This is a genomic window from Streptomyces sp. NPDC017676 (assembly GCF_044329325.1).
Taxonomy (GTDB): Bacteria; Actinomycetota; Actinomycetes; order Streptomycetales; family Streptomycetaceae; genus Streptomyces.
Genome location: NZ_JBIRJA010000002.1, coordinates 155625 through 180242 on the forward strand (window position 1 = coordinate 155625; position 24618 = coordinate 180242).

Below are 24618 nucleotides of genomic sequence, written 5' to 3' on the forward strand. Positions count from 1 at the left end.
TCACCCTTCTCTGTGCTTCAGGACCTCGGCGAGGCTCGGCGCCTCCCGGTCCCGCTGGGACATCGATGTGACCGGCAGCGGCCACGGAATGGCGAGCTCCGGATCGTCGAAGGCGATCGTCACGTCCTCGGCCGGATCGTGCGGGCGGTCGATCCGGTACGAGGTGTCGGCGGTCTCGGTGAGCGCCTGGAAGCCGTGCGCGCACCCCGCCGGGACGTACAGGGTCGCCTGCGTGTCGCCGGACAGCTCGAAGAAGGCCCGGCCGAGGTACGTCGGCGAGTCCGGCCGCAGGTCCACGACGACGTCGAAGATCCTCCCGTACGAGCACCGCACCAGCTTGGCCTCGCCGGCGCCGGAGCGCAGGTGCAGGCCGCGCAGCACACCCCGGACCGAGCGGGACACGCTGTCCTGGACGAAGGCGCCCGGGTCGAGGCCCACCGAGCGGACCACGTCGGCGTCGAAGGTGCGGCAGAAGAAGCCGCGCTCGTCGGCGTACGGCGTCGGCTCGAACAGGTAAGCGCCGGCGATCTGCGGGACTTCGGTCGCCTTCATGGAGCCTCCCGGGCGGGGGTACGGGCGTGGCCGGCCGCGGGGAACAGGGCCGTGGTCAACGCGGTGAACTGCTGGTCGAGTTGCCGGACGGCGGCCAGGTTCCGCTCGGCGAGGGTCCGCCGCAGCTCGGCCGATCGCTCCTGAAGCTCCCGGAACTGCGCGAGCAGCCGGTCGGGGTCGAGCTCGCGCGCCGGGTGGTGGTACGCGCCGAGGCCCATCCGTTCCATGAGCGCGGCGCTCTTGGCCGCGTAGGTGACGGCGAGCGTCGGCGTCCCGGTCCTCAGCGCGCAGATCAGGTTGTGGTACCGGATCGCCACGACGGTGTCGGCAGCCGCCGTCTCCTTCATCAGGTCGGCCAGGGAGGCCGTCTCGGCGGCGGTGACCAGCGGCGAGTCCACCGCGTCGAGGATCGCGGCGACCACCGGAGCGTCGCAGTCGTCCCCGGTGAGCAGCCGGACCGCCCGGCCCTCCTCGACCAGCGCGCGGACGAACCGGATCGTCCCGTCCAGGTAGCGCCGGTGGATCTCCTCGGCCCGGGCGCGGTCGTCGTTGCCGCCGTGGAAGTCCATGACCCCGACGCAGACCGGGCCCGGCGGATCCGAGGGCGCGTTCGTCCCCGGCGTCGGCAGGGCGAACGCGAGGTCCGGGTAGACCTCGTCGCGCGCGGTGTCCACGCCCATCGCCCGCATCGCGTCGCGGGACCGGTCGTCCCGGTACGACCGGTACGCGGCCAGCCGTGCCGACCAGCGCACCAGGGCCCGGGTCGGCCGGCTGCCGATCTCGGCGGCGCCGACGCTGACCAGCGCGACCCGGGTGCCCAGCAGCCGGCCGCTCGCGCAGAGCAGGAACAGCGCGTACGGGAAGCCCCACGGCCGCAGCGGCAGCGTGGCCTCCAGGACACCCATGCCCGGCACGATCACCACGTCGTGCCGGCGCACCCAGGCGGCGGTGCGGAAGACGTCGACGAGTTTGCCCAGGCCCTTCGACGCGACCGCGCCCGCACGGGACGCGGTCCGGTACTCGCCGCGGTACCAGTGCAGCCGCGTCGCGGGGATGCCGAACCGGGCCGTGACGGCCTCGGGTCCGCCGCACAGCGCGTCCACGACCGCCTCCGGGTGCTCGGCGCGGAGGTACCCGAGCACGGCCTCCAGCGACCCGTCGTTGCCGAGGTTGCCGGAGCCGAGCAGGCCGAACAGCCCCACGCGTGTCACGGTCTTCATGCCGCCCTTCCCTCACGGCCGGCGACCAGGGCGTCTACGGAGACGGTGAGCCTGGCCGGGTCGACGGGGGCGCGGTCCTCGACCCGCTCGCCGGCGCCCGGCCGGGCCCGGCTGGCCATCCACGCGGCCAGGTGGCGGTAGCACGCGCGCCGGTCGGCAGGGGAGAGCGGCGCCCGCCGGATCGCCGAGACGAAGCCCCACACGTACTCGGCGAGCAGCCGGGGCGTCGGGTGCAGCGGGCCGGCCCGGCGCGGGTCCAGGTTGACGCACCGGGCGCGCTTGGACGGGTTGGCCCGTTCGGCGCGGGTGGGGTGGTCGCGGCGGAAGTACAGCAGCTCCGGCACCTGGTGGAAGGGCCCGTGCAGGCCGATCTCGGCGACGAACGTGCGGTCCGCGTGGTGGTAGCTGTCCATCGGTCTCACCCGGCGCAGCACGTCGGCCCGGATCACCCCGTAGAAGTCGTCGCCGCCGGGCTCGAACAGCATGCTGCGGAAGCGCTCCGGCGCGTGCGGCGAGGCGGTGGCGAGCGTGTACTCGTACGGGACCTTCACCTGGCCGTCGCCGTCGATGACCGCCTGGTCGGCGTGCGCGAGGATCACGTGCGGCCGCTCGTCCAGCGCCTCGACGCAGCGCCGCAGCAGGTCCCGGGCGTACAGGTCGTCGTGCGAGGCCCACTTGAACAGCTCGCCGCGGCACTGGGTGAAGACGTAGTTGTGGTTCGGGGTGGCGCCGACGTTCCGGGGCAGCCGGAGGTACCGGATGCGCGAGTCCTTCGCGGCGTACCGGCGGCAGATGTCCTCGGTCCCGTCGGTCGAGGCGTTGTCGGAGATGACCAGCTCGAAGTCCTCGTAGGTCTGGCCGAGCAGCGCGTCGAGCGACTCGGCCAGGTACTCCTCGCCGTTGTACACGGGCAGGCCGATGCTCAGCCTGGGGCGGTCGGTCATGAGGTCCTCACTTCGGGAACGGAGTCGTGGCGGCGCTCGCGCAGGGCGGACCGCAGCTGCAGCCACCACACGGCCGAGCCGCTGACGGTGGCGGCGGCGACGCCCCAGGCCGAGCCGACCGTGCCCGCGACGGCCGCCCCGCCGAGCCCGCCGCCGACATAGCAGGCGGAGGCGAACAGCTGGGAGCGCAGGCTGCGCCGGGCCGCGCCGAGCGCGCGCAGCCCGGCCGCGGCGCCGGTGCCGAGGCCCGCCCCCGCGACGCTGAGGGTGATCGGCGCGATGAGCTGCGAGGCGGAGTGCCAGACGCTGCCCAGCACGAGGTCGCCGAGCCGCTGCGGCAGCAGCAGCAGCGACCCGCCCCAGAGCAGCGCGGCGGCGGCCTGTCCGCCGCCCAGCAGGAGGCAGAACGTGCCGAGGCGGTGCGGGGCCTGCCGCAGCACCCGCGCCGCCTCCGGGACGGTCACCAGCGACAGTCCCATCAGTACGGCGAGGAAGGGACCCATCAGGAGCTCGGCGCCGCGCACCGCGCCCACCGCGCCGACCCCGACGATCGCGCCGAGCCCGTACGCCCGGAGCTGGCTGGCGCCGCTGAGACTGACGTTCTCGACCAGGTACCGGTAGCCGAGGTCGCGGTGCTCGCGAAGCCACTCGCGTGCTCCGCCCAGCTCGGGCCGGATCCCGGACTGGAAGCAGCCGTACACGGCGGCCACCGCGGCGGACGCGCCCCAGGCGAGCACGAACGCGGCCACGCTGCCCACGTGGGCCGCCACGACCATGGCCGGGACGAGCGCCACGCACCACACGAGGTCGTTGACGAAGGCCTTCCGCCCGGTACCGGCGGCGAAGAACGAGAACCGCCAGGCGTCCTGGAGCAGCAGCCCCGGCAGCAGGACGCCGAGGCAGGCGAACGCGGGCCCCACCCGGCCGCCGAGACCGAGCCCGGCCACCAGACACGCCGCGCCGATGGCGGCCCCCACCCCGAGCGCGGTACCCGAAGACCGGGCCACCGCCCCGCGCCAGGACTCCTCCGCCACGCCGCTGAAGCGCACCACGAGAGGGTCGGTGGCAAGGCCGCGGGAGACGTTGAGCACCACGCCGTAGGTCACCCAGGCGAGGCTGAACACGCCGAACGCGGTCACCCCCAGCGAGCGGGCCACGTAGATGCCCACCGCGAAGTTGCTGATGCTGGAGGCCGCCTGGTCGGCGAGCCCCCAGGACAGCCGGCCGGCGACGGCCCGCCTGGCGGACCGCCGGGCGTGTCCGGGCCGGGCCGCCGGTGGCGCCGTCGCCCGTGGATTCTCCCCCTCGGTGGTCATCGGCGTCATGCCTTGATCAGCCCGGCGCCGTGCAGGGCGTCGCCCGCGGCGGCGACGGTGTCGAACGGCAGCCCGGACCGCTCGGCGATGTCCAGCAGACTGTGCTCGCCGTCGGAGAGGTTGAGCACCCAGAGCATGGCCATCTGGGCCTGCTTGGTGTCGCTGCGGCCGCCGAGCGCGTCGTACAGCCCCCGCCGGCCCAGCTGCGGTTCGCCGTACGGGCTGAGGTTGACGTACCGCCGGTTGCGGTCGAGGACGGCGAACGCCTCGCGGCAGACGGCGAGCGTGTCGGCCATCGCCTCCGGGGAGACGAAGTCCAGGTCGTCCGCCGAGGTGTGGTACTCGGGGTAGCCCGCGTACGGGGTCCGGGTCAGCGAGCCCACGCCGAGGTTGAACCCGGGGGAGCAGTACTGCCGCTCGTCGTAGCCGTACGGAGTGAACTCGTTGACGTCGTGCGGGCGTTCGGAGGCGGTCAGTACGTGCCGCATCACCCGGTCGATCTCCGCGTCGCCGCGCCGGCTCTGCTTGTACGTCAGCCGGCCCGGGTCGCCGGCGCACGCGAGCACCAGGCCGTGCTTGACCCGGTCCACCCGCTCCGCGTTGCGGGCCAGCCAGGTGATCGCCCCGATGGTGCCGGGCGCGAAGACGAACCGGTAGGTGTAGTAGGGCGTCCGCCGGGCCAGCTCCCGGGCCAGGAACGTCGCCACCGCTATGCCTGCGAGGTTGTCGTTGGCCAGCGACGGGTGGCAGACGTGGCAGGAGACGATCACCTCGTCGGGGACCTGCCCGGGGACCACGTGCTCGGCGTAGGTGAGGTGGCCGTCCGCGAGGGTGGAGTCGATGCGGACCTCGTAGTCGCCCTCCGGCATCGCGTCCAGGGTCTCCTGGGCCAGGCAGAACCCCCACTCCGCCTCGTAGTAACTGGTGCGGTACGGCACCCAGGTCGGGTGCTCCGGCAGGGTGTGCAGATGTCCGCGCAGCTCGGCCAGCGGCATGGTCGCCGACACCGGCACGCTGTAGCCGAGCACGTGCAGGCTGGAGGCGGCGAAGTCGACGACCCTCTTCCCGTCGGCGTCGGCGATGTACGCGTCGCGGATGTTCCACTCCTGCGGCACGGTCCAGTCGAGCACCTGCGTGCCCGTCGGCACCTCGTGCCTCCGCAGCGGGATGTACTCCCCGACGATGTCCAAGGTGGCGCGCACACCGTCGCCGGTGATGCTCCGGCACAGCGGGTACATCCGCTCCACCAGCGCGTACATCTCCTCGCCGGTCCCGGTCCCGGTCACGGGCGCCACCGCAGGGTGTCGTCGACGGCGCCGGCTTCGGACGCCGAGCGCAGCACGGCGAGGCGGGTGAAGCGTTGCTCGAAGTCCTCCCGGGTCAGGCCGAACTTCCGGTAGGCGTCGGCGAGTTCGAGCGCCCCCCGCTTCACCGTCCACTCGCAGTCGAAGCCGGGCACCGCGGCGCGGAAGCGGGAGAAGTCCACCCGGTACGACCGCGGGTCGGCACCGGTCTCCCCGGTGATCACCACCTTCGCCCCGGACACCGCCTCGGCGACCTGCCCGGCGATCTCGGCGACGGTGACGTTGTTGGTCTCGCTGCCGATGTTGAACGCCCGGTCGTGCACCGCTTCCCGCGGCGCGCCCAGCGCGGCCGTGAAGGCCCGTGCGATGTCGGCGGCGTGCACCAGCGGGCGCCAGGGCGTGCCGTCGGAGAGCACGAGGACCTCACCGGACAGCAGCGCGTGGCCCACCAGGTTGTTGAGCACGATGTCGGCGCGCAGCCGGGGCGAGTAGCCGAAGGCCGTGGCGTTGCGCATGTACACCGGGGTGAAGTCGCCGTCGGCCAGGGCGTGCAGGTCGTCCTCCACGCGCACCTTGGACTCCGCGTACGGCGTCACCGGGCGCAGCGGGGCGTCCTCGGTCACCAAGTTCGACAAGTCGGGGTCGCCGGCGGCGCCGTAGACGGAGCAGGTCGACGCGTACAGGAAGCGCCGCACCCCGGCGTCGCGGGCCAGCCGGGCCAGCCGTACGGACGCGTGGTGGTTGATGTCGTAGGTGAGTTCCGGCGCCAGGGAGCCCAGCGGGTCGTTGGAGAGCGCGGCCAGGTGGATCACGGCGTCCACCCCGGCCAGGTGGTCGGCCGTGACGTCGCGCAGGTCCACCCGGTGCCCGGGCGGGTCGGCGGGCGCCGGGCCGAGGACGCAGTCGGCGAACAGGCCGGCGTCGAGGCCGACGACCTCGTGTCCGGCGGCCGTGAGGACCGGGGCCATGACGGTGCCCAGGTAGCCCTGGTGCCCGGTGAGCAGTACGCGCAAGGTTCATTCCCCCAGGTCGAGCGTGAGTTTGGTGACGGCGAACGCCTCGGCGTAGCGCTCGTGGCATTCGATGCCGCGGATCCGGGCGAGGCCCAGGAAGGCTTCCCGGTCGTACCAGGGCCGGTGCCGCTGCGACGGGTAGTGCTCCTGCAGCAGCCGTACCTTGCGTTCGGCGATCTCCGGCGACAGCGGCTGGTAGGCGGCCGGCCGGCCGAGATCGCCGTCCCACTTGACGATCTCGTAGCCGAGGACCAGGTGGTCGCGGAACGCGGTCGGCACCAGCCGCGCCAGGCCGCGGTGGTCCTGGTGCGCGTCCTCGGTGCGCGGGGCGAGGACCAGATCCGGGTCGGTCCGCTCGCGCAGCTCCTCGACGGCGGACTTGGCCTCCTCCCAGTGCGCGGGAAGCCGGCCGTCCGGCAGCTTGTGCACGGTCAGCCGCAGGTCGGCGCCCGGGCAGAAGGCGGCGAGCGCGGCCTGCTCCTCCTGCTCCCGCTCACTGCCACCACCGGAGAGCACCAGCGCGTCGACCCGGATGCCCGGCCGCGCGAGGCACAGCGTCAGCAGGGTGCCGCCGGCGCCGATGGCGATGTCGTCGCAGTGCGCGCCCACCGCGACGATCCCCTCCAGGCGCCCCGCCCCGAGCCGGATCACGCGTTCACCCCCGCGCCGTCCCGCTCCCACACGGCCCACGGACGGTCGCCCCGGGCGTAGGCGGCGTCGAGCGCGGCCCGCTCCTTCACGGTGTCGGTCGGCTTCCAGAAGCCGCGGTGCCGGTGCGCCACCAGCCGGCCGCGCTTGGCCAGTTGGGCGCATCCGTCGGCGACCAGGTCCCCGTCCTCGGGGATGTGGTCGAAGACCTCCTGGCGGAGCACGAAGTAGCCGCCGTTCTCCCACAGCGGCAGTTCGCTCACCGCGGTGATGCCCCCCACCAGGCCGTCCTCGCCCAGCTCCACGCAGTGGAACGACGACTGCGGCGGCACCACCATCATCGAGGCACCGGCGTCGCGCCGGGCGAAGTTCTCGATCATCTCCGGCAGCGGCGCGTCGGTGAGCACGTCGGCGTAGTTGGCGAGGAACATCTCGTCCCCGTCCAGGTGGTGCCGCACCCGGCGCAGCCGCTCCCCGATCGGCGACTCGATGCCGGTCTGCGCGAACGTGATCGTCCAGTCCGAGATGTCGGTGGACAGCAGCTCGGTCCGCCCGCCCCGCAGCACGAAGTCGTTGGACGTCGTCTCCTCGTAGGTGAGGAAGAAGTCCTTGATGTGGTGGGCCCCGTAGCCGAGGCACAGGATGAACTCCGTGTGGCCGAAGTGCGCGTAGTAGCGCATGACGTGCCAGATCAGCGGCCGGGGGCCGACCATCGCCATCGGCTTGGGCACGTCGTCCGCGGCGCCGCTGCGCATCCGCATCCCGTAACCGCCGCAGAACAGGACGACCTTCATGCTGTGACCTTTCGGGACGCGACGTCGACAATGCTCAGTTCCGGGATGGGAAAGACCAGCCGGCCGCCCCAGTCGTGCACGTAGGACAGCTGCTCGACGAGCTCGGCCCGCAGGTTCCACGGGAGGACGAGCACGTAGTCCGGCTTGTCGGCGGCGATCCGCTCGGGCGGCAGGATCGGGATGCGGGTGCCCGGGGTGAACCTGCCGTGCTTGTAGGGGTTGCGGTCGACGGTGTACGCGAGCAGGTCGGGCCGGATGCCGCAGTGGTTGAGCAGGGTGTTGCCCTTGCCCGGGGCGCCGTAGCCGACGACCGTCTCGCCGCGCTCGGCCGCCTCGATGAGGAACCTGAGGAGGTCCCGGCGCACCTTGGACACCCGCGCGGAGAACTCGGTGTACCCGGCCAGCTCCTGGAGCCCGGCGGCCTTCTCCCGGTCCAGTACGTCGGCCACCCGCCGCGTCGGCTCGCCGGCCACCTCGGCGGGCCGGGCCCACAGCCGGATGGAACCGCCGTGCGTGGGCAGCAGTTCGACGTCCACGAGCGCGAGTCCGCCGCTCGCCAGTGCCCGGATCGCGGAGGCGACCGTGTAGTACTGGAAGTGCTCGTGGTAGATCGTGTCGTACTGGTTCTCCTCGATCAGGGTGAGCAGGTGCTGCACCTCGATGGAGACCCAGCCGTCGTCGGCGACCAGGGCGCGCAGCCCCCGGGTGAACCCGACGACATCGGGGATGTGCGCGTACACGTTGTTGGCCACGACCAGGTTCGCCGGGCCGTGCTTCGCGCGGACCGCCGCGCCGGTGTCCGGGCTCAGGAACTCCGTGAGCGTCGGCACACCCGCCTCGCGCGCCGCGGCGCCGACGTTCACCGACGGCTCGATGCCCAGGCAGCGGATGCCCCGGTCCACGACGTGCTTCAGCAGGTATCCGTCGTTGCTCGCGACCTCGACCACGAAGGCGTCGGAGCCTTCGGTGCCGAGCCCCACCCGCCGCACGGCATCGGCGACGAACGTGCGCGCGTGCTCCACCCAGGACGTCGAGTACGAGGAGAAGTACGCGTACTCCTGGAACGTCTCCTCCGGCGTGATCAGCGGCGGGATCTGCGCCAGCCAGCAGTCGGTGCAGACCCGCAGGTGCAGCGGGTACGCGGGCTCCGGCCGGTCCAGTTGGTCCGCGGCGAGAAAGCTCTCGCACGGCGGCGTCGCCCCCAGGTCGACGACGCTCGCCAGCGCCGCCGAGCCGCAGAGTCGGCATCGTGTCATCTAGTGCCCCCCATTGATTCCGTCCCCCCTCGAATGCGCCCGCCCCGCGATCGCGGCGCGGTACTCCTCCTCCAGGCGCTCCAGCCCGACGGCCGGGCTGAAGCCCTTCTCGTAACGGCGCCGGGCCGCCTCGCCCATCGCCCGGTTGCCGTCCGGTCCGGTCGCGATCCGGCGTATGCGGGACGCGAGCGAGGCGGGATCGCCCGGCCGGTGCAGCAGCCCGGTCACCCCGTCCTCGACCAGTTCGACGAAGGCGCCGTGACCGGCGGCGACGGCCGGCACCCCCGCCGCCATGGCCTCCGCGACCACCAGGCCGAACGTCTCCATGGCCATCGACGGGGCCACCACGGCGACCGACCGTGCGACGGCCTGCCGGACCTGGGCCGGGTCGAGCAGACCGGCGTGGCGCACGTCGTCCCGGCCCGCCGCCCACGCGGTCACCTCCCGCTCCAGCGGCCCCGCGCCGGCGAGCACGAGCGGCACGCCCACACCGCCGGCCGCCGCGATCTCGTCCCACGCGGCCATGAGCAGCCGCACCCCCTTGGCCTCCGCGAGCCGGCCGAGGAAGAGCAACTGCTCTCCGTCGCCCACCCGGCAGACGCCGGGGTCGGGGACGAAGTTGTGCTTCACCGTCAGCAGCTCGGCCGGCATGCCCGACCGCACCAGGACGTCGCGCTGCGCCTCGGAGATGCAGAAGAACCGCTCCACACCGGACCACCACCGCCGCCGGTTGACCGACAGGCTCACCGCGAGCGGCACCGTCGCGAGACGGGAGTCCCGGTAGCAGCCGTGCCGGACGGCGGGCAGCGGCGCCGCCGAGCCGACGCACTCGGTGCACAGCCGGCCGTCCCGTTGCAGCGTGCCGGGCGGGCAGACCTGGGTGTAGTTGTGCAGCGTGGCGACGACGGGCACGCCGGCGTCGGCACAGGCGGCGAGGACCGCGGGCGACAGGAGCGGGAAGACGTTGTGGACGTGCACCACGTCCGGCCGCTCGGCGCGCAGCCGGGCGGTGAGCTCCCGGCGGACCGCCGGGTTCCACGGCACGAGCAGCGGCACCGCGACCTTGCCGAGCAGGGACCGGCCGGCGATGTCGTCGCTGCGCCGCTCGAACACCTCGACCCGGTGGCCGGCCGCGCGCAGCAGCTCCACCTCCTCGTCGACGACCCGGTTCTCGCCGCTCGGCTGCGCCGAGGAGTAGCGGTTGTGCACCACGAGGACGCGCATGGTCAGCTCACCTCCCGGTCCCGGGCCCGGCGCGGGACACCTGGTCGTGGGAGTGGGGGCGCCGGCAGCGGTGCGGCCGTGGCGGGGGCCGCGAGCAGCGAGGCGGCCAGGGCCAGGTGCAGCAGATACGGCGAGGCGTCGCCGAGGCCGGCCTCGGTGTACGACGAGATCGCGACGTAGCTGATCAGGAAGATCGCGCAGGCCCTCGGCAGTGACGGCGGGCGCAGCAGCGCGACGCCGCCGAGCACGAGGATGACGGCCGCCACGAGGGCGACACCGATCAGGCCCTGCTCGTTGTAGACGGCCAGCCAGCTGTTGTCGATCGGCAGCCCGCCGAACGACTTGTCGCCCAGGCCCACGCCGAAGAACCGCTCCCCGGTCGTCCGGGGCGCTGCCAGCAGGGCGTCCCAGACCTTGGCCCGGCCGGTGAGGCTGGAGAAGTTCTCCTTGCTCTGTCCGCGCAGGAACCACGCCTGGAGCGCGGAGGCGAACCCGACCGCGGCCACCGCGGCGACCAGCACCGCCCAGGTGAAGAACCGGCGGGCCGCGGCGCTGGTCAGCAGGAGCGAGCCGATCGCCAACGCCAGCCCGGCGAGCAGGCCGACGGTGGCCGTCCGGGTGTGGGTGAGCGCGAGGAGGACGAGGGACGGGACGATGACCATCGCCGCGCCGGCCCGGTCGACCTGGCGGCCCAGGAGCAGCAGCACGGTCAGCCCGGTGATGACCGCCGTGTACTGCCCGATCTGCGGCGGGGTGAGCGGCCACAGCGCGCCGACCAGGCGTCCGCCGTACAGGTCGGGCATGGCCGCGCCCGGTGAGACGGCCAGGCCCGCGGCCACCGACACGAGCACCGCGAAGTACATCCGGATGTGGTAGCGGACGAACGTCACGCTGCCGTCCCACCAGCGGCTCACCAGCCACAGGGTGCCGACGAAGAGGGCCAGCCGGGTGCAGCGGAACAGCGCGCCGAACCCGGACTCCAGGTGGACGCTGGAGATCACGCTCGGCACCAGCAGCAGGGTGAGCAGGAACACGAAGGCGCTGGGTCTGACGCGCAGCCGCGCATTGAGCGCGAGTGCCAGCGCGAACGCGACGACCAGCGAGCCCATGGTGACCAGCTGGATGAGGGAGCGGGGCAGCGGGACGATGGTCTTCGCCCCGGCGGAGCCGAGCGTGTTGAGGCCCAGCAGCAGCCAGACGATCCCGACGGCCTTCGGTGGGGTGGCGGGGGCACGGTCCATCTCAACCACCTGCCTGTTCCGGGAAGGTGCTGCCCGCGTCCTGCCGGTACGGCGGGCCCTGCCACTGCCATGCGTCGAGCACCTTGCCCGGGTCCTGGACGACGAACTGCCACGCTCCGCGGTAGGTGTTGTCGTGCCAGCGGTTGTGCTGCCTGAGGGTGATCGCCTCGGCCACCCGCTTGCCCTTGTACGGCGACCAGTTGGGATAGGTGCCGTAGTTGGCGAGGACCGCCATGCGGTCGCACTTCTCCGTGCACCTGACGACGGACCTGTCCAGGACGAAGCGGTTGTCGTGGATGTCCACCCGCTGCGTCTTCCAGCGGCAGTCGGCGTACAGCGGTGCCGCGGCGATCGCCGGTTTCGCGCAGCGGTGCTTGTCCTTCACCAGCAGCGTGCAGTCACCGGACGAGGTGTTGGCCGGACTGTTGCAGAACCGGTCGGCGTTCTCCCACAGGGTGATGCCGTTCCAGTTGTCCTCCAGCACGTTCCGGTAGATGTCGATCTTGTCCGTGCGGGCCTCGACCCGTGGTTCGCCGCCGGCCTCCGACAGGTAGACGGTCGCGAACGGGAAGTCGTCGCCGCGCTCGGCGGCCTTGCGGCCCTCGACCCAGTTGTTCCGCCGGATCGTGTTGTTCCGGATGACCGCGTTGTAGCTGATCTCGTAGATCAGCGCGGCGCCGTCGTTCTTCTCGATCAGGTTGTCCTCGATGCGGAAGTCGTTGTTGTTGGTGTCCGCCCACAACCCGGCCCCGCGGTTGTCGTGCACCCAGTTGCCGCGTACCTCGGCGCCGTCGACGGCCCAGAACTTGATGCCTCCGGTGCAGCCGCAGCCGGGCCTGCGCCGCTCCCAGTCACCGGTGTTGTTGCCGACGATCTCGTTGCCCTCGACCACCAGGCCGCGGATGGTGTTGCCGGTCTTGTACGCGTTCATTCCGTACTGGCCGTTGTCCCGCAGGCAGTTGGCGCGGACCTGCTGGCGGGCACCGGCCATCAGCCCGGCGCCGTCGTTGTCCTGGATCGTGGTGTGCTCGATCACCCACCCGTCGGCCATGTCGTGGTTGACCACGCCCTCGTCGGTCGGTGCGACGAAGCGCTGCACGGTCAGGTAGCGGATGGTGACATCGGGGGCGGTGCCGCTGAACGCGTACGCGTTCTTCCTCCCGCCGTCGAGAACCGCGCCCGGAGCGCCGAGGTAGCGGTCCCCCTTCTTGGGCATGACCTGGGCGTAGCGCTCCGGCTCCAGCCGATGCGTGCCCGGTCGCAGCCAGAACGTGGTGCCCGGGGGACTGCTCCTCGTCTTCTCGGCCAGATCACCGACCACGCCGGGGTCGACCGTCACCGCGCCCGCCGGCGCCTTCGCGGGCCCGGCCCCGGGCTCGGCGCACACCCGGGCCACGGCTGACGCGGCCCCCGGCCCGGAGGGCGCGGCGGCCGGCTTCGCCGGTGTGTCCGGTGAGCTCGTACAGCCGGTCACCGCCAGCAGGGTCAGCGCCAGCGGTGCCGCCGGCAACGCCCAACGCCGGCACGTGATCCCCACGGGTCCCCTCCCCCCTAGCCGTGGAACGTCAGTACGGTGGTGAACCCCCGCACACCGTCGGCGACACCGGTGCCGACCAGCGTGGTGGTGGGTTCCTTGCGCCCGAATCCCGCGGAGTACCAGCCCAGCGGCGGCTCGGTCTCGCCGCGGTGCGCGCGCCAGGACAGTTCCCCGGGCAGGACGAGCACCGCGGAGCGGTCCTCGCCGTCCCGGGTCCAGCTGAGCCGTGCCCGGTTCCCCACCAGGTCCGCGGTGATCGCCGGGCCGAGGTGGAACGCCAGCCGCACGGCCCGGCGCGGGCCGCGCACCTCGTCGAACACCTTCAACTCCCGCTCGGCAGCCGTCAGTTCCACACGGCGGCGGTGCACGGAGGGTCGGTAACCGTCGTGCTCGGCGCACCAGCGGGCCACGCCCTCGCCGGAGGTGTCCGCGACCAGGACTCGGCTGGTGGCATGCCGGGTCCACAGGAACGGGCCGCCGGAGACGGACTGGTCACCGCCGTCCAGCTGCAGGGTGTTGTGGCCGAGGGTCGACCGGAAGTACTGCCGCCACTCGGGCTGCCCGTGGTAGCAGTACGTCCCCGGGTCGGCGAGCACGTCGACCCCGTCGTGCCGTACCTCGACGGACAGTGCGTCCGCGTGGGCGTGCGCGGCGATGGACAGGAAGCCGTGCGGACCGCCGTCGCAGCGGCACCAGATCTCCTCCGGCCCACGAAGGACGGTGAGCCCCGCGTCGGCGAAGTGCGCCGGCCGGTCCGCCGGGCGGCGCGCGGACGGTCCCGTGCGCTTGATGAGGGCGGCCAGCAGCGGGGTGCGCACATCGGTGCCGGTCACCGTCGGCCACCAGGGCAGCCGGCCGAACACCGCGTCCCCGGTGGCCAGCAGCGAGCCCCAGCGGTCGGTGCCCGCGCCGTCCACGACCAGGCCGTACCCGTCGTCCGCGTCCCCCTGGCGCGGCGGCCGCAGCCGGTTGTCCACGACGGCAGCGAGCGCGTCGGTCATCCGCAGCAGCACCAGGCGGACCGTCGCGGAGACCGGCACGCCCGCGGCGTCCGCCTCGGCCACCGCGGCCAGACCGAGCTCCAGCACCAGCCCGTGGTACTCCGAGGCCAGCTCGCGGTTGAGACCGGAGAGGAACGTGTTGCCGCGCAGGTGCCGCTCCAGCGACCGCAGCGCGTCGGCCTGCCAACGCCCCGACGCGGGGAACCAGTCGAACGCGCAGGCCGCGGCGAACTGCCCGGCGGCCTCCGCGATGACGTGGTTGTTCGCCGACGACCCCCGGCTGGGGAAGGCGGCCAGCCAGCGCTGGTGGTGCCAGATCTGGTTCAGCGCCACCGGGTCGCCCTCGAACAGGGCGGCCGCGCCGGACCAGCCGTCCAGCAGCCGGCGGATCCACACCCAGGACAGCAGCCGGATGCCCAGCTCGATGCCGCTGGTCCAGTGCACCCCGCGCAGCGGTGGGTTGGCCGCCCACCACGACCGCAGGTGCCCGGCCACGCGCTCCGCGTACCGCTCGTTCCCGGTGATCGCGTAGGCGGCGGCGAGCACGGTGAGGTACTGGTGCCGGGACAGCTCCCAGATCTGCTTGATGTCCCCGACCGCGTCCTCGTTCCGGTAGGGCACGTCGAAGGCGTGGTCCCGCGGAGCGCGGCGCCCGGTCTTCGGGTCGTACGACCAGTCCGGGTCGGCCAGGTCGTCGCGGACCACCCCGAAGTACTCGGCGTGCCCGTCCATCAGCCGGTCCGCCTCGGCGACCAGACGTTTGGCGGCGTCCGGCGGTACCGCGGCGATCGTCCCCGCGGGCAGTACCGCGGTGAACCGGGCGCCGGTCACGACCGGGCAGTCCGGCGGCGCCGAGCGCCACCGCCGTCTGCGCACCGCGTCGCCCGCCCGGCCCGCGACCTCCCGCGGTCCCATCCGGGACAGCCGCCGCACGTACCAGCCCGCGCTCATGGTCATCGTGCCCGCTCCAGCGTCACCGGCGCACCGCCGGCCAGGCCGGTCCGGACGGCCAGGGTGGCCGCCGTGGTGGCGACCAGCGACTCAAGCGGCACCGGCATCGGCCCGCCGGTCCGCACGGCCCTGACGAACGCGGCCAGCTCGGCGTTCTGGCCCTTGTCGCGGGCCTTGGGCAGCCGCGAACTGACCCACCGCTTGCGGTCGTACACCGTGGCGCGGACGAAGTCGTCGAGCCGCAGCGCCTTGCCGTCCGCGACCAGGTCCAGCGTCTCCTTGGGGAAGCCGGCCGGGCCGCTGGTGACGTAGCTGATGGTGGCCGTGGACCCGTCCGGGTAGCGCAGTACGACCTGGAGGTCCTCGTTGCCGGGCGAGGCGACCGCGTACACCGAGACCGGGTCGGCGTCCAGCAGCCAGCTCGCCGTGTCGATGAAGTGCCCGCCCTCGCCGGCGAACCGCGAGCCCTCGGTGCCCTGCTGGAGGTACCAGCTGCCGTGGTCGAGGCGGCCCGCGTTGACCAGGTAACGCAGGTTCGCCGGACCGGTCCGGGTGCCGAACCGCTGCCTGGCCTCGCGCAGCAGCGGCGCGAACCGGCGGTTGAAGCCCACCTGCAGCCGGTCGTTGCCGGACTCCTCCACCGCCGCGAGCACCCCGGCCAGCTCCTCCTCGGTGAGCGCCAGCGGTTTCTCGACGAACACGGTCTTGCCGGCCAGCAGCGCCCTCCGGGTCAGCTCGGCGTGCGAGCTGTGCCGGGTGACGACGAACACCGCGTCGACGGACGTGTCGCCGAGCACGGCGTCGAGATCGGTGGTCGCCCGGTCGAAGCCGAACTTCCGCTGCGCGTTGGTGGCGGACAGCGCCGTCGTGGTGACGACGGTCGACAGCTTCACACCGTCGCGCTGTGCCAGGTGCGGCAGCAGCATCGACGTCGCGTAGTTGCCCGCGCCGACGAACGCGAGCCGCACCGGCGTGTTGCCGGCCCGGGCCGGACCACGTCCGACGTTCACCGCGGGGACGGCCACCACCGGGGCCGCCGCCTCCCGCGCCTCCCCCTCCTGCCGGGGGTACTCGAACAGCACCGCCACGGCCTTCAGGTCGCCGTCCTTCAGGCGCCGGTACGTCTCGACGGCGTCGTCGAAGTCGGCGACATGGGAGATCAGGGGCTCGACGTCCACGCTGCCGCGGGCGAGGAGATCGAGGAAGCACGCCAGGTTGCGGCGCTCGGTCCAGCGCACGTAGCCGATCGGGTAGTCCCGGCCCTCCAGCTCGTACTCCGGGTCGTAGCGGCCGGGGCCGTAACTCCGGGAGAACCGGACGTCGAGCTCCTTCTCGTAGTACGCGTTCCACGGCAGGTCCAGGCGGCACTTGCCGATGTCGACGACCCGGCCCCGGTCCCGGCAGAGCCGGGCGGCCAGCTCGACGGGCTGGTTGCTGCCGCCGCCGGCGGCCAGGTACACCTGGTCCACGCCGTGTCCGCCGGTGAGTTCGGCGACGGCGGTCTCCACCGCCGCGGACGCGGGGTCCCCGCAGGCCGCGGCGCCCAGACGCCCGGCCAGCTCGCAGCGCGCCGGGTCGGGGTCGGCGCCGACGACGCGCACTCCCGAAGCGGTCAGGAGCTGCACCACGAGCTGCCCGATCAGACCCAGCCCGATGACCAGTGCCACTTCGCCGAGTCGTGACTCGCCCTGGCGCACGCCCTGCAGGGCGATCGACCCGACGGTGCCGAAGGCCGCGTGCCTCGGGGCGAGACCGTCCGGCACCGGGACGTAGAGGTTCTTCGGTACCCAGTTCAGCTCGGCGTGCAGCGCGTGCTCGTTGCCGGCGCAGGCCACGAGGTCGCCGACCTTCACGTCGTCGATGCCGGCGCCGACCTGCTCGACCACCCCGCACAGCGAGTAGCCCAGCGGGGTGTAGGAGTCCAGCTTGCCCATCACCTTGCGGTAGGTGGCGGGCACCCCGTTGGTGGCCACGCTCTGCATGACCTTGGCCACCTGGTCCGGCCGGGAGCGGGCCTTGCCCAGCATCGACATGCCGGCCTCGGACACCTTCATCAGCTCGGTGCCGGTGGAGATCAGCGAGAAGGCGCTGCGGACCAGCACACCGCCCGGCTTGCACCCCGGCACCGGAACGTCGAGCACCGCAAGCTCGCCGCTCTTGTAGTTCTGCACTACCTGCTTCACTCGAACTCCTCTGATTCCCAAGCCGTCAACCGAGTGCTCTGGCCGGACCCAGAGGTCGCGTCGCGATACCAGTACTCAAGCGTCAGCACGTGCCACAGATGTTTGGAGAAGTCCCGCTGCCCAGCGGCGTCCTCGGCGACCATCCGCGCCAGCGCGTCACGGCGCAGGAACCCGGAGCGGACGAGCTCCCCGTCGTTGACCACCTCACGCACCAGCGGGGCCAGATCCCGGCTCATCCAGGCCCGCAGGGGAGCGCTGAACAGGCCCTTGGGCCGGTACACGATCTCCCGGGGCAGGACCGAGGTGGCCGCCTCCTTGAGGACCGCCTTGCCCTGCCGCCCGGCGATCTTGCGTTCGCCGGGCACGGCGAACGCCGCCCTGACCACCTCGACGTCCACGTACGGCACCCGCACCTCGGTCGACGCGGCCATGCTGGAGCGGTCCGTGTACGCGAGATTCAGACCCGGCAGGAACATCCGGGCGTCGGTCAGACACATGCGGTTGACGAAGTCGTCGAGGTCGTTGTCCTCGTACGTGTCCGCGTGCTCGGTGAGCACGTCCCCGACCGTCCCCGCCAGGTCCGGATCGAGAAGGGCGAGCAGCTCCTCCTGGTCGTACATGGTGTAGCTGCGCCGGAACGCGGTCTCCTCCGGCAGATCGGCGAAGGAGAGGAACCGCTTCGCGAAGCGCACCGACCGGTACCCCCGGCGGCTCGTCGCGACCGGCAGCCGGTCCACGGCCGCGGCCACCCCGCGCCGCAGCGGCCGCGGGACGCGCTGGTAGCGCAGCGCGAGCAGGTTGGCCAGGTGCTTGCGGTACCCGGCGAACAGCTCGTCGGCGCCCATCCCGGACAGCAGCACCTTGACCCCGGCCTCCCGGGCGGCCGAGCAGATCAGGAACGTGTTGATCGCGGCGGGGTCGCCGATCGGCTCGTCCAGGTGGTACGTCATCCGGGGCAGCAGGTCGAGCACGTTCGGGGCGATCTCGATCTCCCGCAGGTCGACGCCGAACCGCTCGGCCACCCGCCGGGCGTAGCGCAGGTCGTCCGGCATCGCCTCGAACCTGGCGTCCTCGGCGCGGAACCCGATCGTGTAGGCGGATATCCCGGGCTGGTGGCGGGCCGCCAGCGCGGTCAGGTAGCTGGAGTCCAGCCCGCCGGAGAGGAAGGTCGCCACGGGTACGTCGGAGAGCAGGTGGCGCCGGGTCGACTCCTCGACGACGGCGGCGATGTCCGGCCGCTCACCGGCCCGGGCCCGCTCCCGGCCCTCGGCGGCGACGTCCTTCAGGTTCCAGAACCGGCCGCGCTCCACCGACCCGTCGGCCCGGCAGCGCAGCCAGCTCCCCGGCGGCAGCTTCTCCGCCTCGCGGAACGCGCACCGTGAGTCCGGCACCCAGTAGTACAGCAGCGAGGCCACCAGCGCCGCGTGGTCCACCTCCAGCGGCCCACCGGTCACGGCGGCGAGTGCCTTGAGCTCGGAGGCGAACACCAGCCCCTCGCCGCGCCGGAGCAGGAACAGCGGCTTGATGCCCAACTGGTCACGGGCCAGCACGAGTTCGCCGGTGCGTTCGTCGAAGACGCCGAACGCGAACATGCCGCGCAGCCGGGGCAGGCAGTCGGTGCCCCAGCGCCGCCAGGCCTCCAGCAGCACCTCGGTGTCGGAGGTGCCGCGGAAGCGCACCCCGGCGGCCGCCAGCTCGGCACGCAGCTCGGGCGCGTTGTACAGCTCGCCGTTGTACGTCAGGGCGAGCCCGCCCGAGACCATCGGCTGGGCGCCGGTCTCGGACAGGTCGATGATGGCCAGCCGACGGTGCCCGAGGTGCACTTCCCCGTCACCCGCCCGGTGGCTGTACCGGCCCGCCCCGTCCGGACCGCGGTGGGCGAGGATGTCGGTGAGCCGGTCGGTCACGATCTTGCCGTCCGGCCAGCGGTACGTACCCGCGATGCCACACATGTCCTACCGCGCCTCCTGGTCGTTGTCCGCGCCCCGTGCGGCCCACATCGGCTGGCGCTCCGCCCGCCGCCGGCCGCTCTGCTGGGCCGGCCGCTCGCTGCGGCCGCGGAGCGCGGTGTGCAGCCCGTCCCACAACGTGCCGTCGGTCCGGTCCCGCGGATCGGGGTCGATCAGCACCACACCGATCACCGCGATGTGCTGGTCCGCGAGCTGCCGCGCCACGGTGTGCAGCCACGCGGCGCTGCCGTGGCCGGCACGGACGACGAGCACGGTCTGCGTGCCGAGGTACTGGAGGTCGGTCCACGCCGTACCGGGCGCCACCGAGCCGACGCCGAGCCGGCGCTCCTGAGGCGGCACGGCCGCGGCACGCTCGCCGCTGACCACGGCCGGGTCTGAGGGCTTCGGGCGGTGGTCCGCGAGCTGCGGGCCGGGCAGACCGTCGATGACGGTCACCGCCCCGTCCGCCGCCAACGCCCTGGCGAGGTCGAGGGCGATCACGCTCGTGCCACGCGCACATCCGAGTTCCAGCAGTGACACCGGTTCCGTGGAGCCGCGCACGGTGCGGGCGAGGTGCGCGGTGAGCCGTTCGCGTGCCACCCGGGTCCGTCGGCGCTGCCGGCGCCTGCCCGGCCGGTGGGGCAGCTCCGCGATGACCGAGGCGCCGAGGTGCGCCGCGATGTCCCGGCGCAGCACGGGGCGGTCCGCGACCACGACGCCGACCGCGGCGAGGGCGAGCCCGAGGACGAGGCCGAGGACGAGTCCGATCGCGGCGTCGGTGGCGGCGGCCCTGGGCAGCGAGTGCTTCACCGGGCGCGGGGCGTCCACGATCTCCGTGCCGGCGACGACCTGGGGCGTGCCGACCCGCGCCTCCTCGGCGCGCTGGTTGAAGTCGGCGATCCGCGTGGTGAGTTCGGCCCGGCGGGCGAAGAGCGACTCGATGCTCGCCGACTCCTGCGGGTCGGTCGCCGTCTCCGGTGAGCGGTCTCCGATGTCCTTGTTGACCTGGGCGAGTTCGTCCTTCATGCGGTCACGCTGATCGAGCAGGGCCTTGGCCTCGGCGTTCGCCGTCGCCCGCATCCTGCGCACGTGGTCCGCGACGAACGCGTCGGCCAGGGCCTTCGCCCGCGCCACCGCCTCCGTGTCGCTGTCGCCCGTCACGGTGATCTTCAGCAGGTTGTTGGTGACGCCGGCGCCCCGGTAGTCCCGCATGAAGTCTTCGGGGTCCTCGGAGGAGTGGAGGGATCGCAGGGCCTTCTCGGCGATCCGGGTGGTCCCCAACACCTCGACATCGGTGCGGATCAGCGTGCCCGTGTCGTTCGGCTGGTCCTCCTTGTGTGCGACCAGCACCTTGGTGACCGCGGTCGGCGGCGGAGGCATCAGGACCGCCACGGCCGCGCCGGCCAGCAGTCCGAGGAGCGCCATGGCGCACCAGAGGCGGCGGCGCCTGCGGACCGCGACCACCAGCGCCTGCAGGTCGAGGAGCGGGGTGGTGGCCGACGACTCGGGTGTCGTGCTCGTCGTCACGCTGAACCTCCCGTCGCGTGACCGGGGACCGCGAGCGCCAGTGTGGCCTCGTCCGAGGGACGGCCGTCCGTCTCCGCCGGACGGGTCCGGACCATGCCGGCGACGACGATGCCGACGACCTCGTGCCGGCCGTCCGCGCACGCCTCGGCGATGCCGGCGAGCTCCTCCGCGGTCCAGCTCCCCGCGCTGAGGACGACCAGGGCGCCGGACTCGGTGTCGCTGTCCGGCACGACCGGCCGCTCCACCGACACCTCCACCACCCGTAGCTGCGGGTCGCTCTTGGCCTCGGCGGCGAGCTGCTCGGCGGCCCGACGGGCGGTCTCGTCGCCGTCGGGTACGACAGCCAGCAGCCGTCGTGGAGCGGGCAGTTGGTTCCGGAGCCGGGCGCACACCCGCCGGTAGCGGATCCGCCGGCTGCCCTCGTCGCCGGATGTCCGCGGGACCGGGAGGTCCCACCGGGTGTCGAGGCCGAGGAGCCGGCGCGTCCGGGCTCGTGGGCCGCGGTCTTCCGGCCGGCGCCTGCCGCGCCGTTCGGCGGGCACGTCGACGGTGCCGAGGAGCGCCGAGCCCAGCGCGGCGGCGATCTCCGGTTCGGTGCGCAGCCGGCGGTTCGCCCGTGCGGCGACGAGATGGCCGATGACCGCGAGCAGGAAGCACAGCAGCGCCCCGGCGACGACGAGCTGCACCCTGGTCGGCGGCGCCTCGCCGGTCGGGCGGGCCGCCGGCCCCATGACGACCATGCCGGCCACGGTGTCCGCCGGGTCGGCCTGTTCCAGCTTCGTCATGGCCTCCTCCAGCGACGTGCGCAGCTTCTCCAGCTCGGTGCGGGCCTGCACGCTCTCCACGGTCTGTCCCGGATCGGCCGCGTCGGCCAGTTCGCTGATGCGGCGGTTGGTCTCCTCGACCTTCTTCCGCAGCGCCTCGGGCGCCGTGGCCGCCTTGGAGTCGGTGGTGCCGCCCGCGATCCGCGCCGCGAACTTGACGAACTGGCCGGCCACTTCGTCGGAGAGCCGCTGCGCGCGCTCCGGGGTGTCGGCCGTGCCCGAGATCTTGATGATGTTCCCGTCGGAGGCCTTGGCGGACACCTGGTCCCGCAGCTCGGCGCCGCTCACGCCCGGCCAGTGGAGCGCGGCCGCGGCGCGGTCGACCACCGTCGAACTGGTCGCGATGTCCACCTGGGTGAGCAGTTCGCGCTCCTCCCACTGACCGGGCAGCAGGACCGAGGCCGACGTCGTGTACCGCGGCGGGAACAGCACGGAGACGCCGTAGCCGACGAGCGCCCCCACCATGGTGAGGACGGCGAGGAACCGCCAGCGCCGACGGAGTATTCGCCCGATCGCGGCCAGGCGTATCGTGTCATCGCTCAACGGCGCGGCCTCTTCCTTGCCCGGCCCGGGGCGCCCGCCGACACCGGAGTGTGGTTCCGGCAGGCGGCGTCGTACGCGGCGAGCAGCGACGCCTGTGAGTTCCGCCAGGAGAGCGGCCCGCCGATCCGCTCCTGGCCGAGCTTGCCCATCCGGGCCCGCTGCTCCGGATCGTCCAGCAGCAGCGCGATGAGCCCCGCGAACTCGGTCTCGTCGTTGGCGCGCGCGTAGACGGCGGCGTCACCGGCGGAGACCCGCGCCTCCTTCAGGTCGAACGAGACGATCGGCCGGCCCATCACCATGTACTCCAGGACCTTGTTCATGGTGGACACGTCGTTGAGCGGATTGAGCGGGTCGGGGGAGAGGCACACGTCCGCGGTGGACAGGTAGCGCACCAGGTCGGCGTCCGGAACGCGCCCGGTGAACTGCACCTGCTCCGCGAGCCCGAGCCGCCGGGACAGCTCCACCATCGCGTCGAAGGTGTCGCCGGCGCCGACGAACACCGCGTGCCAGTCGGTCCGCCCCAGCTCGTCGCGCAGCTTCGCCAGGGCCCGCAAGGCGTAGTCGACGCCGTCCTGCGGGCCCATGACGCCCAGGTAGCACAGCAGATGGGGCTTGCCGCGCTTCAGCTCCGGCTCGGGCGGCACCGGCTGGAACCGGTCGGTGTCGGGCGCGCTGCGCACCACGAAGACGTCCTCCGGCCGCCGGCCGCCACGGCGCACCGCGACGCCCCGGTAGCTCTCGTTCGTGGCGAGCACGACGTCCGCGGCCCGGTAGGTCAGCCGTTCCAGCGCGCACACGGCGCGGTAGAGCAGGTCCTTGCCTCGGTCGAACCGGGAGAGGTACAGCTCGGGTACCAGGTCGTGCTGGTCGAACACGAACCGCGCCCCGCGCCGCTTCAGCCACAGGGCCGGCAGGAACAGCAGGTCGGGCGGGTTGCAGGCATGGACCACGTCGACCGGGCCGACCTTGCGGGCCAGCCGGAGCGTGTGCCACAGCGCCGATCCGTACTCCCTCAGGTAGCCGGCCGGACCTCCGGTGGCCGCGCGCAACGGGTAGCGGTGGATCCGCACCCCGTCGATCACCGCCTCCGCCTCCGTGTCCCGCTTGGTCCCCCGGGGGCAGATGACGTGCACCTCCCAGCCGGCGTCGCGCAGCGTCGTGCACTCCTGCCACACCCGCCGGTCGAACGGCACGGACAGGTTCTCCACCAGGATCAGCGCGCGCCGGGCCGGCCCGGCGCCGCCGGTCACGTCACCAGGCAAGGCCCACGTACCCCGGTTCGGCCCGGCGCGCCTCGGCGTCGGGGAGGCGGACGAGGTCGACGAGCACCGGGCCGCCACCCTGGGGCAGCGCCGCCAGCACGGCCGGGTCCCGGGTCCCGACCAGGCACACCTCGGCGTGCTCCAGCACCTCGCCGACGGAGCCGGCGAGCAGCTGCGCGAGGTGCGGCAGCCGGTTCTCGATGTACTCGCGGTTCGCGCCGATCAGCCGGGAGAGGTTCACGTTGGCGTCGTAGATCCGCAGGTCGTACCCCTTGCCGAAGAGCCTCTCCGCCAGCTCGACGAGCGGGCTCTCACGGAGGTCGTCGGTGCCGGGCTTGAAGGACAGCCCGAACATGCCTATGCGTCTCTTGCCGGTGCGCTCGACCAGGTCCACCGCGCGTTGCAGATGGTCGGAGTTGGAGGGCAGCACATGGGCGAGGATGGGCACCGAGACGTCGGCCCGCTGTGCCGCGTGGACCAGGCTGCGCAGGTCCTTGGGCAGGCAGGAGCCCCCGAAGGCGAAGCCGGGCCGCAGGTAGGCGGGGCTGATGTTCAGCTTGCGGTCGGCCAGGAAGACGTCCATCACCTGGTGCGAGTCCACCCCGAGCGCCTGGCACACCGCGCCCAGCTCGTTCGCGAAGCCGATCTTGAGGCCGTGGAACGCGTTGTCCGCGTACTTGATGGCCTCGGCCGTCGGGACCGGCACCCGGAACACCTCTCCGGGCAGGCCGTCGTACAGCGCCAGCACCGCGTCGCCGCTCGCCGGGTCGAGCTCGCCGATGACGGTCTTGGGCGGGTCGAAGAAGTCCCGCACGCTCGTCCCCTCGCGCAGGAACTCCGGGTTGACCGCGACCCCGATGTCCACGCCGGCCGTGCCGCCGACGGTCTTCTCCAGGATCGGCACCAGCAGGTTCAGGCAGGTGCCCGGGAGCATGGTGCTGCGGAAGACGACGGTGTGCCGTCCGCCGCGCCCTTGCCGATCCGCCAGCGCCGCACCGATCTGCTCGGTGACCCGCTCCAAGTACGTGGTGCACAGACTGCCGTTGGGTTCCGACGGCGTGCCCACGCAGACCAGCGACACCTCGCTGTTCATGATCGCGTCGCGGACGTCGCTGGTGGCGCGCAACGCTCCGCTCCGCACGACCTCGGCGGTGAGCTCGCCGATCCGTTCCTCGACCACCGGGGCCTTGCCGTCGTTGACCAGGTCGACCTTCACCTGGTTGACGTCCACCCCGATGACCTCGTGACCCATGCCGGCCAGGCACGCGGCCGACACGCAGCCCACGTAGCCGAGCCCGAAAACGCTGACTCTCATGACCCGTTCCTCCC

The 24618-nt window shown here is 72.9% G+C and carries 19 protein-coding genes; all 19 read right to left on the reverse strand.

Annotated features, from left to right (window positions below; genetic code table 11):
• Genes ACH4LD_RS05070 through ACH4LD_RS05160 form a run of 19 tightly spaced genes read right to left on the reverse strand, consistent with a single transcriptional unit; the run spans nucleotide 1 to nucleotide 24604 of the window.
• A complete protein-coding gene (locus ACH4LD_RS05070; protein WP_398054480.1) occupies nucleotides 1-552 on the reverse strand; it encodes a dTDP-4-dehydrorhamnose 3,5-epimerase family protein in 552 nt (183 codons plus the stop codon).
• Nucleotides 549-1772, reverse strand: coding sequence for a polysaccharide pyruvyl transferase family protein (locus ACH4LD_RS05075; RefSeq protein WP_398054479.1), 1224 nt, complete (start codon nucleotides 1770-1772; stop codon nucleotides 549-551). Before ACH4LD_RS05075 ends, ACH4LD_RS05070 begins: the two co-directional genes overlap by 4 nt.
• Nucleotides 1769-2716 carry a glycosyltransferase family 2 protein gene (locus ACH4LD_RS05080; protein WP_132783289.1) on the reverse strand — a complete coding sequence of 316 codons (948 nt, stop codon included), beginning with the start codon at nucleotides 2714-2716 and terminating at the stop codon, nucleotides 1769-1771. The genes ACH4LD_RS05075 and ACH4LD_RS05080 overlap by 4 nt, the downstream gene beginning before the upstream one ends.
• Nucleotides 2713-4041 carry a hypothetical protein gene (locus ACH4LD_RS05085; RefSeq protein WP_398054478.1) on the reverse strand — a complete coding sequence of 443 codons (1329 nt, stop codon included), beginning with the start codon at nucleotides 4039-4041 and terminating at the stop codon, nucleotides 2713-2715. Before ACH4LD_RS05085 ends, ACH4LD_RS05080 begins: the two co-directional genes overlap by 4 nt.
• Nucleotides 4038-5291 carry a DUF4910 domain-containing protein gene (locus ACH4LD_RS05090; protein ID WP_398054570.1) on the reverse strand — a complete coding sequence of 418 codons (1254 nt, stop codon included), beginning with the start codon at nucleotides 5289-5291 and terminating at the stop codon, nucleotides 4038-4040. Before ACH4LD_RS05090 ends, ACH4LD_RS05085 begins: the two co-directional genes overlap by 4 nt.
• Nucleotides 5292-5314: 23 nt before the next feature.
• Nucleotides 5315-6349, reverse strand: coding sequence for an NAD-dependent epimerase/dehydratase family protein (locus ACH4LD_RS05095; RefSeq protein WP_398054477.1), 1035 nt, complete (start codon nucleotides 6347-6349; stop codon nucleotides 5315-5317).
• A 3-nt stretch (nucleotides 6350-6352) separates the two neighbouring features.
• Nucleotides 6353-7000, reverse strand: a complete 648-nt coding sequence (locus ACH4LD_RS05100) for a PIG-L deacetylase family protein (RefSeq protein WP_103814492.1) — start codon at nucleotides 6998-7000, stop codon at nucleotides 6353-6355.
• On the reverse strand, nucleotides 6997-7791 hold the full coding sequence (locus ACH4LD_RS05105) for a glucose-1-phosphate cytidylyltransferase (RefSeq protein ID WP_398054476.1): 795 nt from the start codon (nucleotides 7789-7791) through the stop codon (nucleotides 6997-6999). The genes ACH4LD_RS05100 and ACH4LD_RS05105 overlap by 4 nt, the downstream gene beginning before the upstream one ends.
• Complete coding sequence (locus ACH4LD_RS05110; protein WP_132783285.1) at nucleotides 7788-9047, reverse strand: class I SAM-dependent methyltransferase; 1260 nt, start codon at nucleotides 9045-9047, stop codon at nucleotides 7788-7790. The genes ACH4LD_RS05105 and ACH4LD_RS05110 overlap by 4 nt, the downstream gene beginning before the upstream one ends.
• The gene (locus tag ACH4LD_RS05115) at nucleotides 9048-10271 is read right to left on the reverse strand and encodes a glycosyltransferase (RefSeq protein ID WP_398054475.1); all 1224 of its coding nucleotides are present in this window, start codon (nucleotides 10269-10271) and stop codon (nucleotides 9048-9050) included. It abuts the gene before it with no gap.
• Nucleotides 10272-10273: 2 nt separating this feature from the next.
• Nucleotides 10274-11512: an O-antigen ligase domain-containing protein gene (locus ACH4LD_RS05120; RefSeq protein WP_398054474.1), complete on the reverse strand. Its 1239-nt coding sequence runs from the start codon at nucleotides 11510-11512 to the stop codon at nucleotides 10274-10276.
• Between the two features lies 1 nt (nucleotide 11513).
• Entirely contained in the window at nucleotides 11514-13049 is a 1536-nt protein-coding gene (locus ACH4LD_RS05125) for a right-handed parallel beta-helix repeat-containing protein (protein WP_398054473.1), read from the reverse strand.
• A gap of 14 nt (nucleotides 13050-13063) precedes the next feature.
• Entirely contained in the window at nucleotides 13064-15007 is a 1944-nt protein-coding gene (locus tag ACH4LD_RS05130; protein ID WP_398054472.1) for an alginate lyase family protein, read from the reverse strand.
• Nucleotides 15004-17184 (reverse strand): bi-domain-containing oxidoreductase, encoded by a 2181-nt coding sequence (locus ACH4LD_RS05135; protein WP_398054471.1) that lies wholly within the window; start codon nucleotides 17182-17184, stop codon nucleotides 15004-15006. Before ACH4LD_RS05135 ends, ACH4LD_RS05130 begins: the two co-directional genes overlap by 4 nt.
• Nucleotides 17181-19136, reverse strand: a complete 1956-nt coding sequence (asnB, locus tag ACH4LD_RS05140; RefSeq protein ID WP_398054470.1) for an asparagine synthase (glutamine-hydrolyzing) — start codon at nucleotides 19134-19136, stop codon at nucleotides 17181-17183. The genes ACH4LD_RS05135 and asnB overlap by 4 nt, the downstream gene beginning before the upstream one ends.
• 3 nt (nucleotides 19137-19139) lie before the next feature.
• Entirely contained in the window at nucleotides 19140-20660 is a 1521-nt protein-coding gene (locus ACH4LD_RS05145) for a Wzz/FepE/Etk N-terminal domain-containing protein (RefSeq protein ID WP_398054469.1), read from the reverse strand.
• Nucleotides 20657-22027, reverse strand: coding sequence for a Wzz/FepE/Etk N-terminal domain-containing protein (locus ACH4LD_RS05150; RefSeq protein WP_398054468.1), 1371 nt, complete (start codon nucleotides 22025-22027; stop codon nucleotides 20657-20659). The genes ACH4LD_RS05145 and ACH4LD_RS05150 overlap by 4 nt, the downstream gene beginning before the upstream one ends.
• Nucleotides 22024-23289: a glycosyltransferase family 4 protein gene (locus tag ACH4LD_RS05155; RefSeq protein ID WP_132783276.1), complete on the reverse strand. Its 1266-nt coding sequence runs from the start codon at nucleotides 23287-23289 to the stop codon at nucleotides 22024-22026. Before ACH4LD_RS05155 ends, ACH4LD_RS05150 begins: the two co-directional genes overlap by 4 nt.
• Entirely contained in the window at nucleotides 23279-24604 is a 1326-nt protein-coding gene (locus ACH4LD_RS05160; RefSeq protein WP_398054467.1) for a nucleotide sugar dehydrogenase, read from the reverse strand. The genes ACH4LD_RS05155 and ACH4LD_RS05160 overlap by 11 nt, the downstream gene beginning before the upstream one ends.
• Nucleotides 24605-24618 lie beyond the last annotated feature (14 nt).

Coding starts and splice junctions, on each gene's coding strand:
- ACH4LD_RS05070 (WP_398054480.1), bottom strand. CDS start 552: ATGAAGGCGACCGAAGTCCCGCAGATCGCCGGCGCTTACCTGTTCGAG.
- ACH4LD_RS05075 (WP_398054479.1), bottom strand. CDS start 1,772: ATGAAGACCGTGACACGCGTGGGGCTGTTCGGCCTGCTCGGCTCCGGC.
- ACH4LD_RS05080 (WP_132783289.1), bottom strand. CDS start 2,716: ATGACCGACCGCCCCAGGCTGAGCATCGGCCTGCCCGTGTACAACGGC.
- ACH4LD_RS05085 (WP_398054478.1), bottom strand. CDS start 4,041: ATGACGCCGATGACCACCGAGGGGGAGAATCCACGGGCGACGGCGCCA.
- ACH4LD_RS05090 (WP_398054570.1), bottom strand. CDS start 5,291: ATGTACGCGCTGGTGGAGCGGATGTACCCGCTGTGCCGGAGCATCACC.
- ACH4LD_RS05105 (WP_398054476.1), bottom strand. CDS start 7,791: ATGAAGGTCGTCCTGTTCTGCGGCGGTTACGGGATGCGGATGCGCAGC.
- ACH4LD_RS05110 (WP_132783285.1), bottom strand. CDS start 9,047: ATGACACGATGCCGACTCTGCGGCTCGGCGGCGCTGGCGAGCGTCGTC.
- ACH4LD_RS05115 (WP_398054475.1), bottom strand. CDS start 10,271: ATGCGCGTCCTCGTGGTGCACAACCGCTACTCCTCGGCGCAGCCGAGC.
- ACH4LD_RS05120 (WP_398054474.1), bottom strand. CDS start 11,512: ATGGACCGTGCCCCCGCCACCCCACCGAAGGCCGTCGGGATCGTCTGG.
- ACH4LD_RS05130 (WP_398054472.1), bottom strand. CDS start 15,007: ATGACCATGAGCGCGGGCTGGTACGTGCGGCGGCTGTCCCGGATGGGA.
- asnB (WP_398054470.1), bottom strand. CDS start 19,136: ATGTGTGGCATCGCGGGTACGTACCGCTGGCCGGACGGCAAGATCGTG.
- ACH4LD_RS05160 (WP_398054467.1), bottom strand. CDS start 24,604: ATGAGAGTCAGCGTTTTCGGGCTCGGCTACGTGGGCTGCGTGTCGGCC.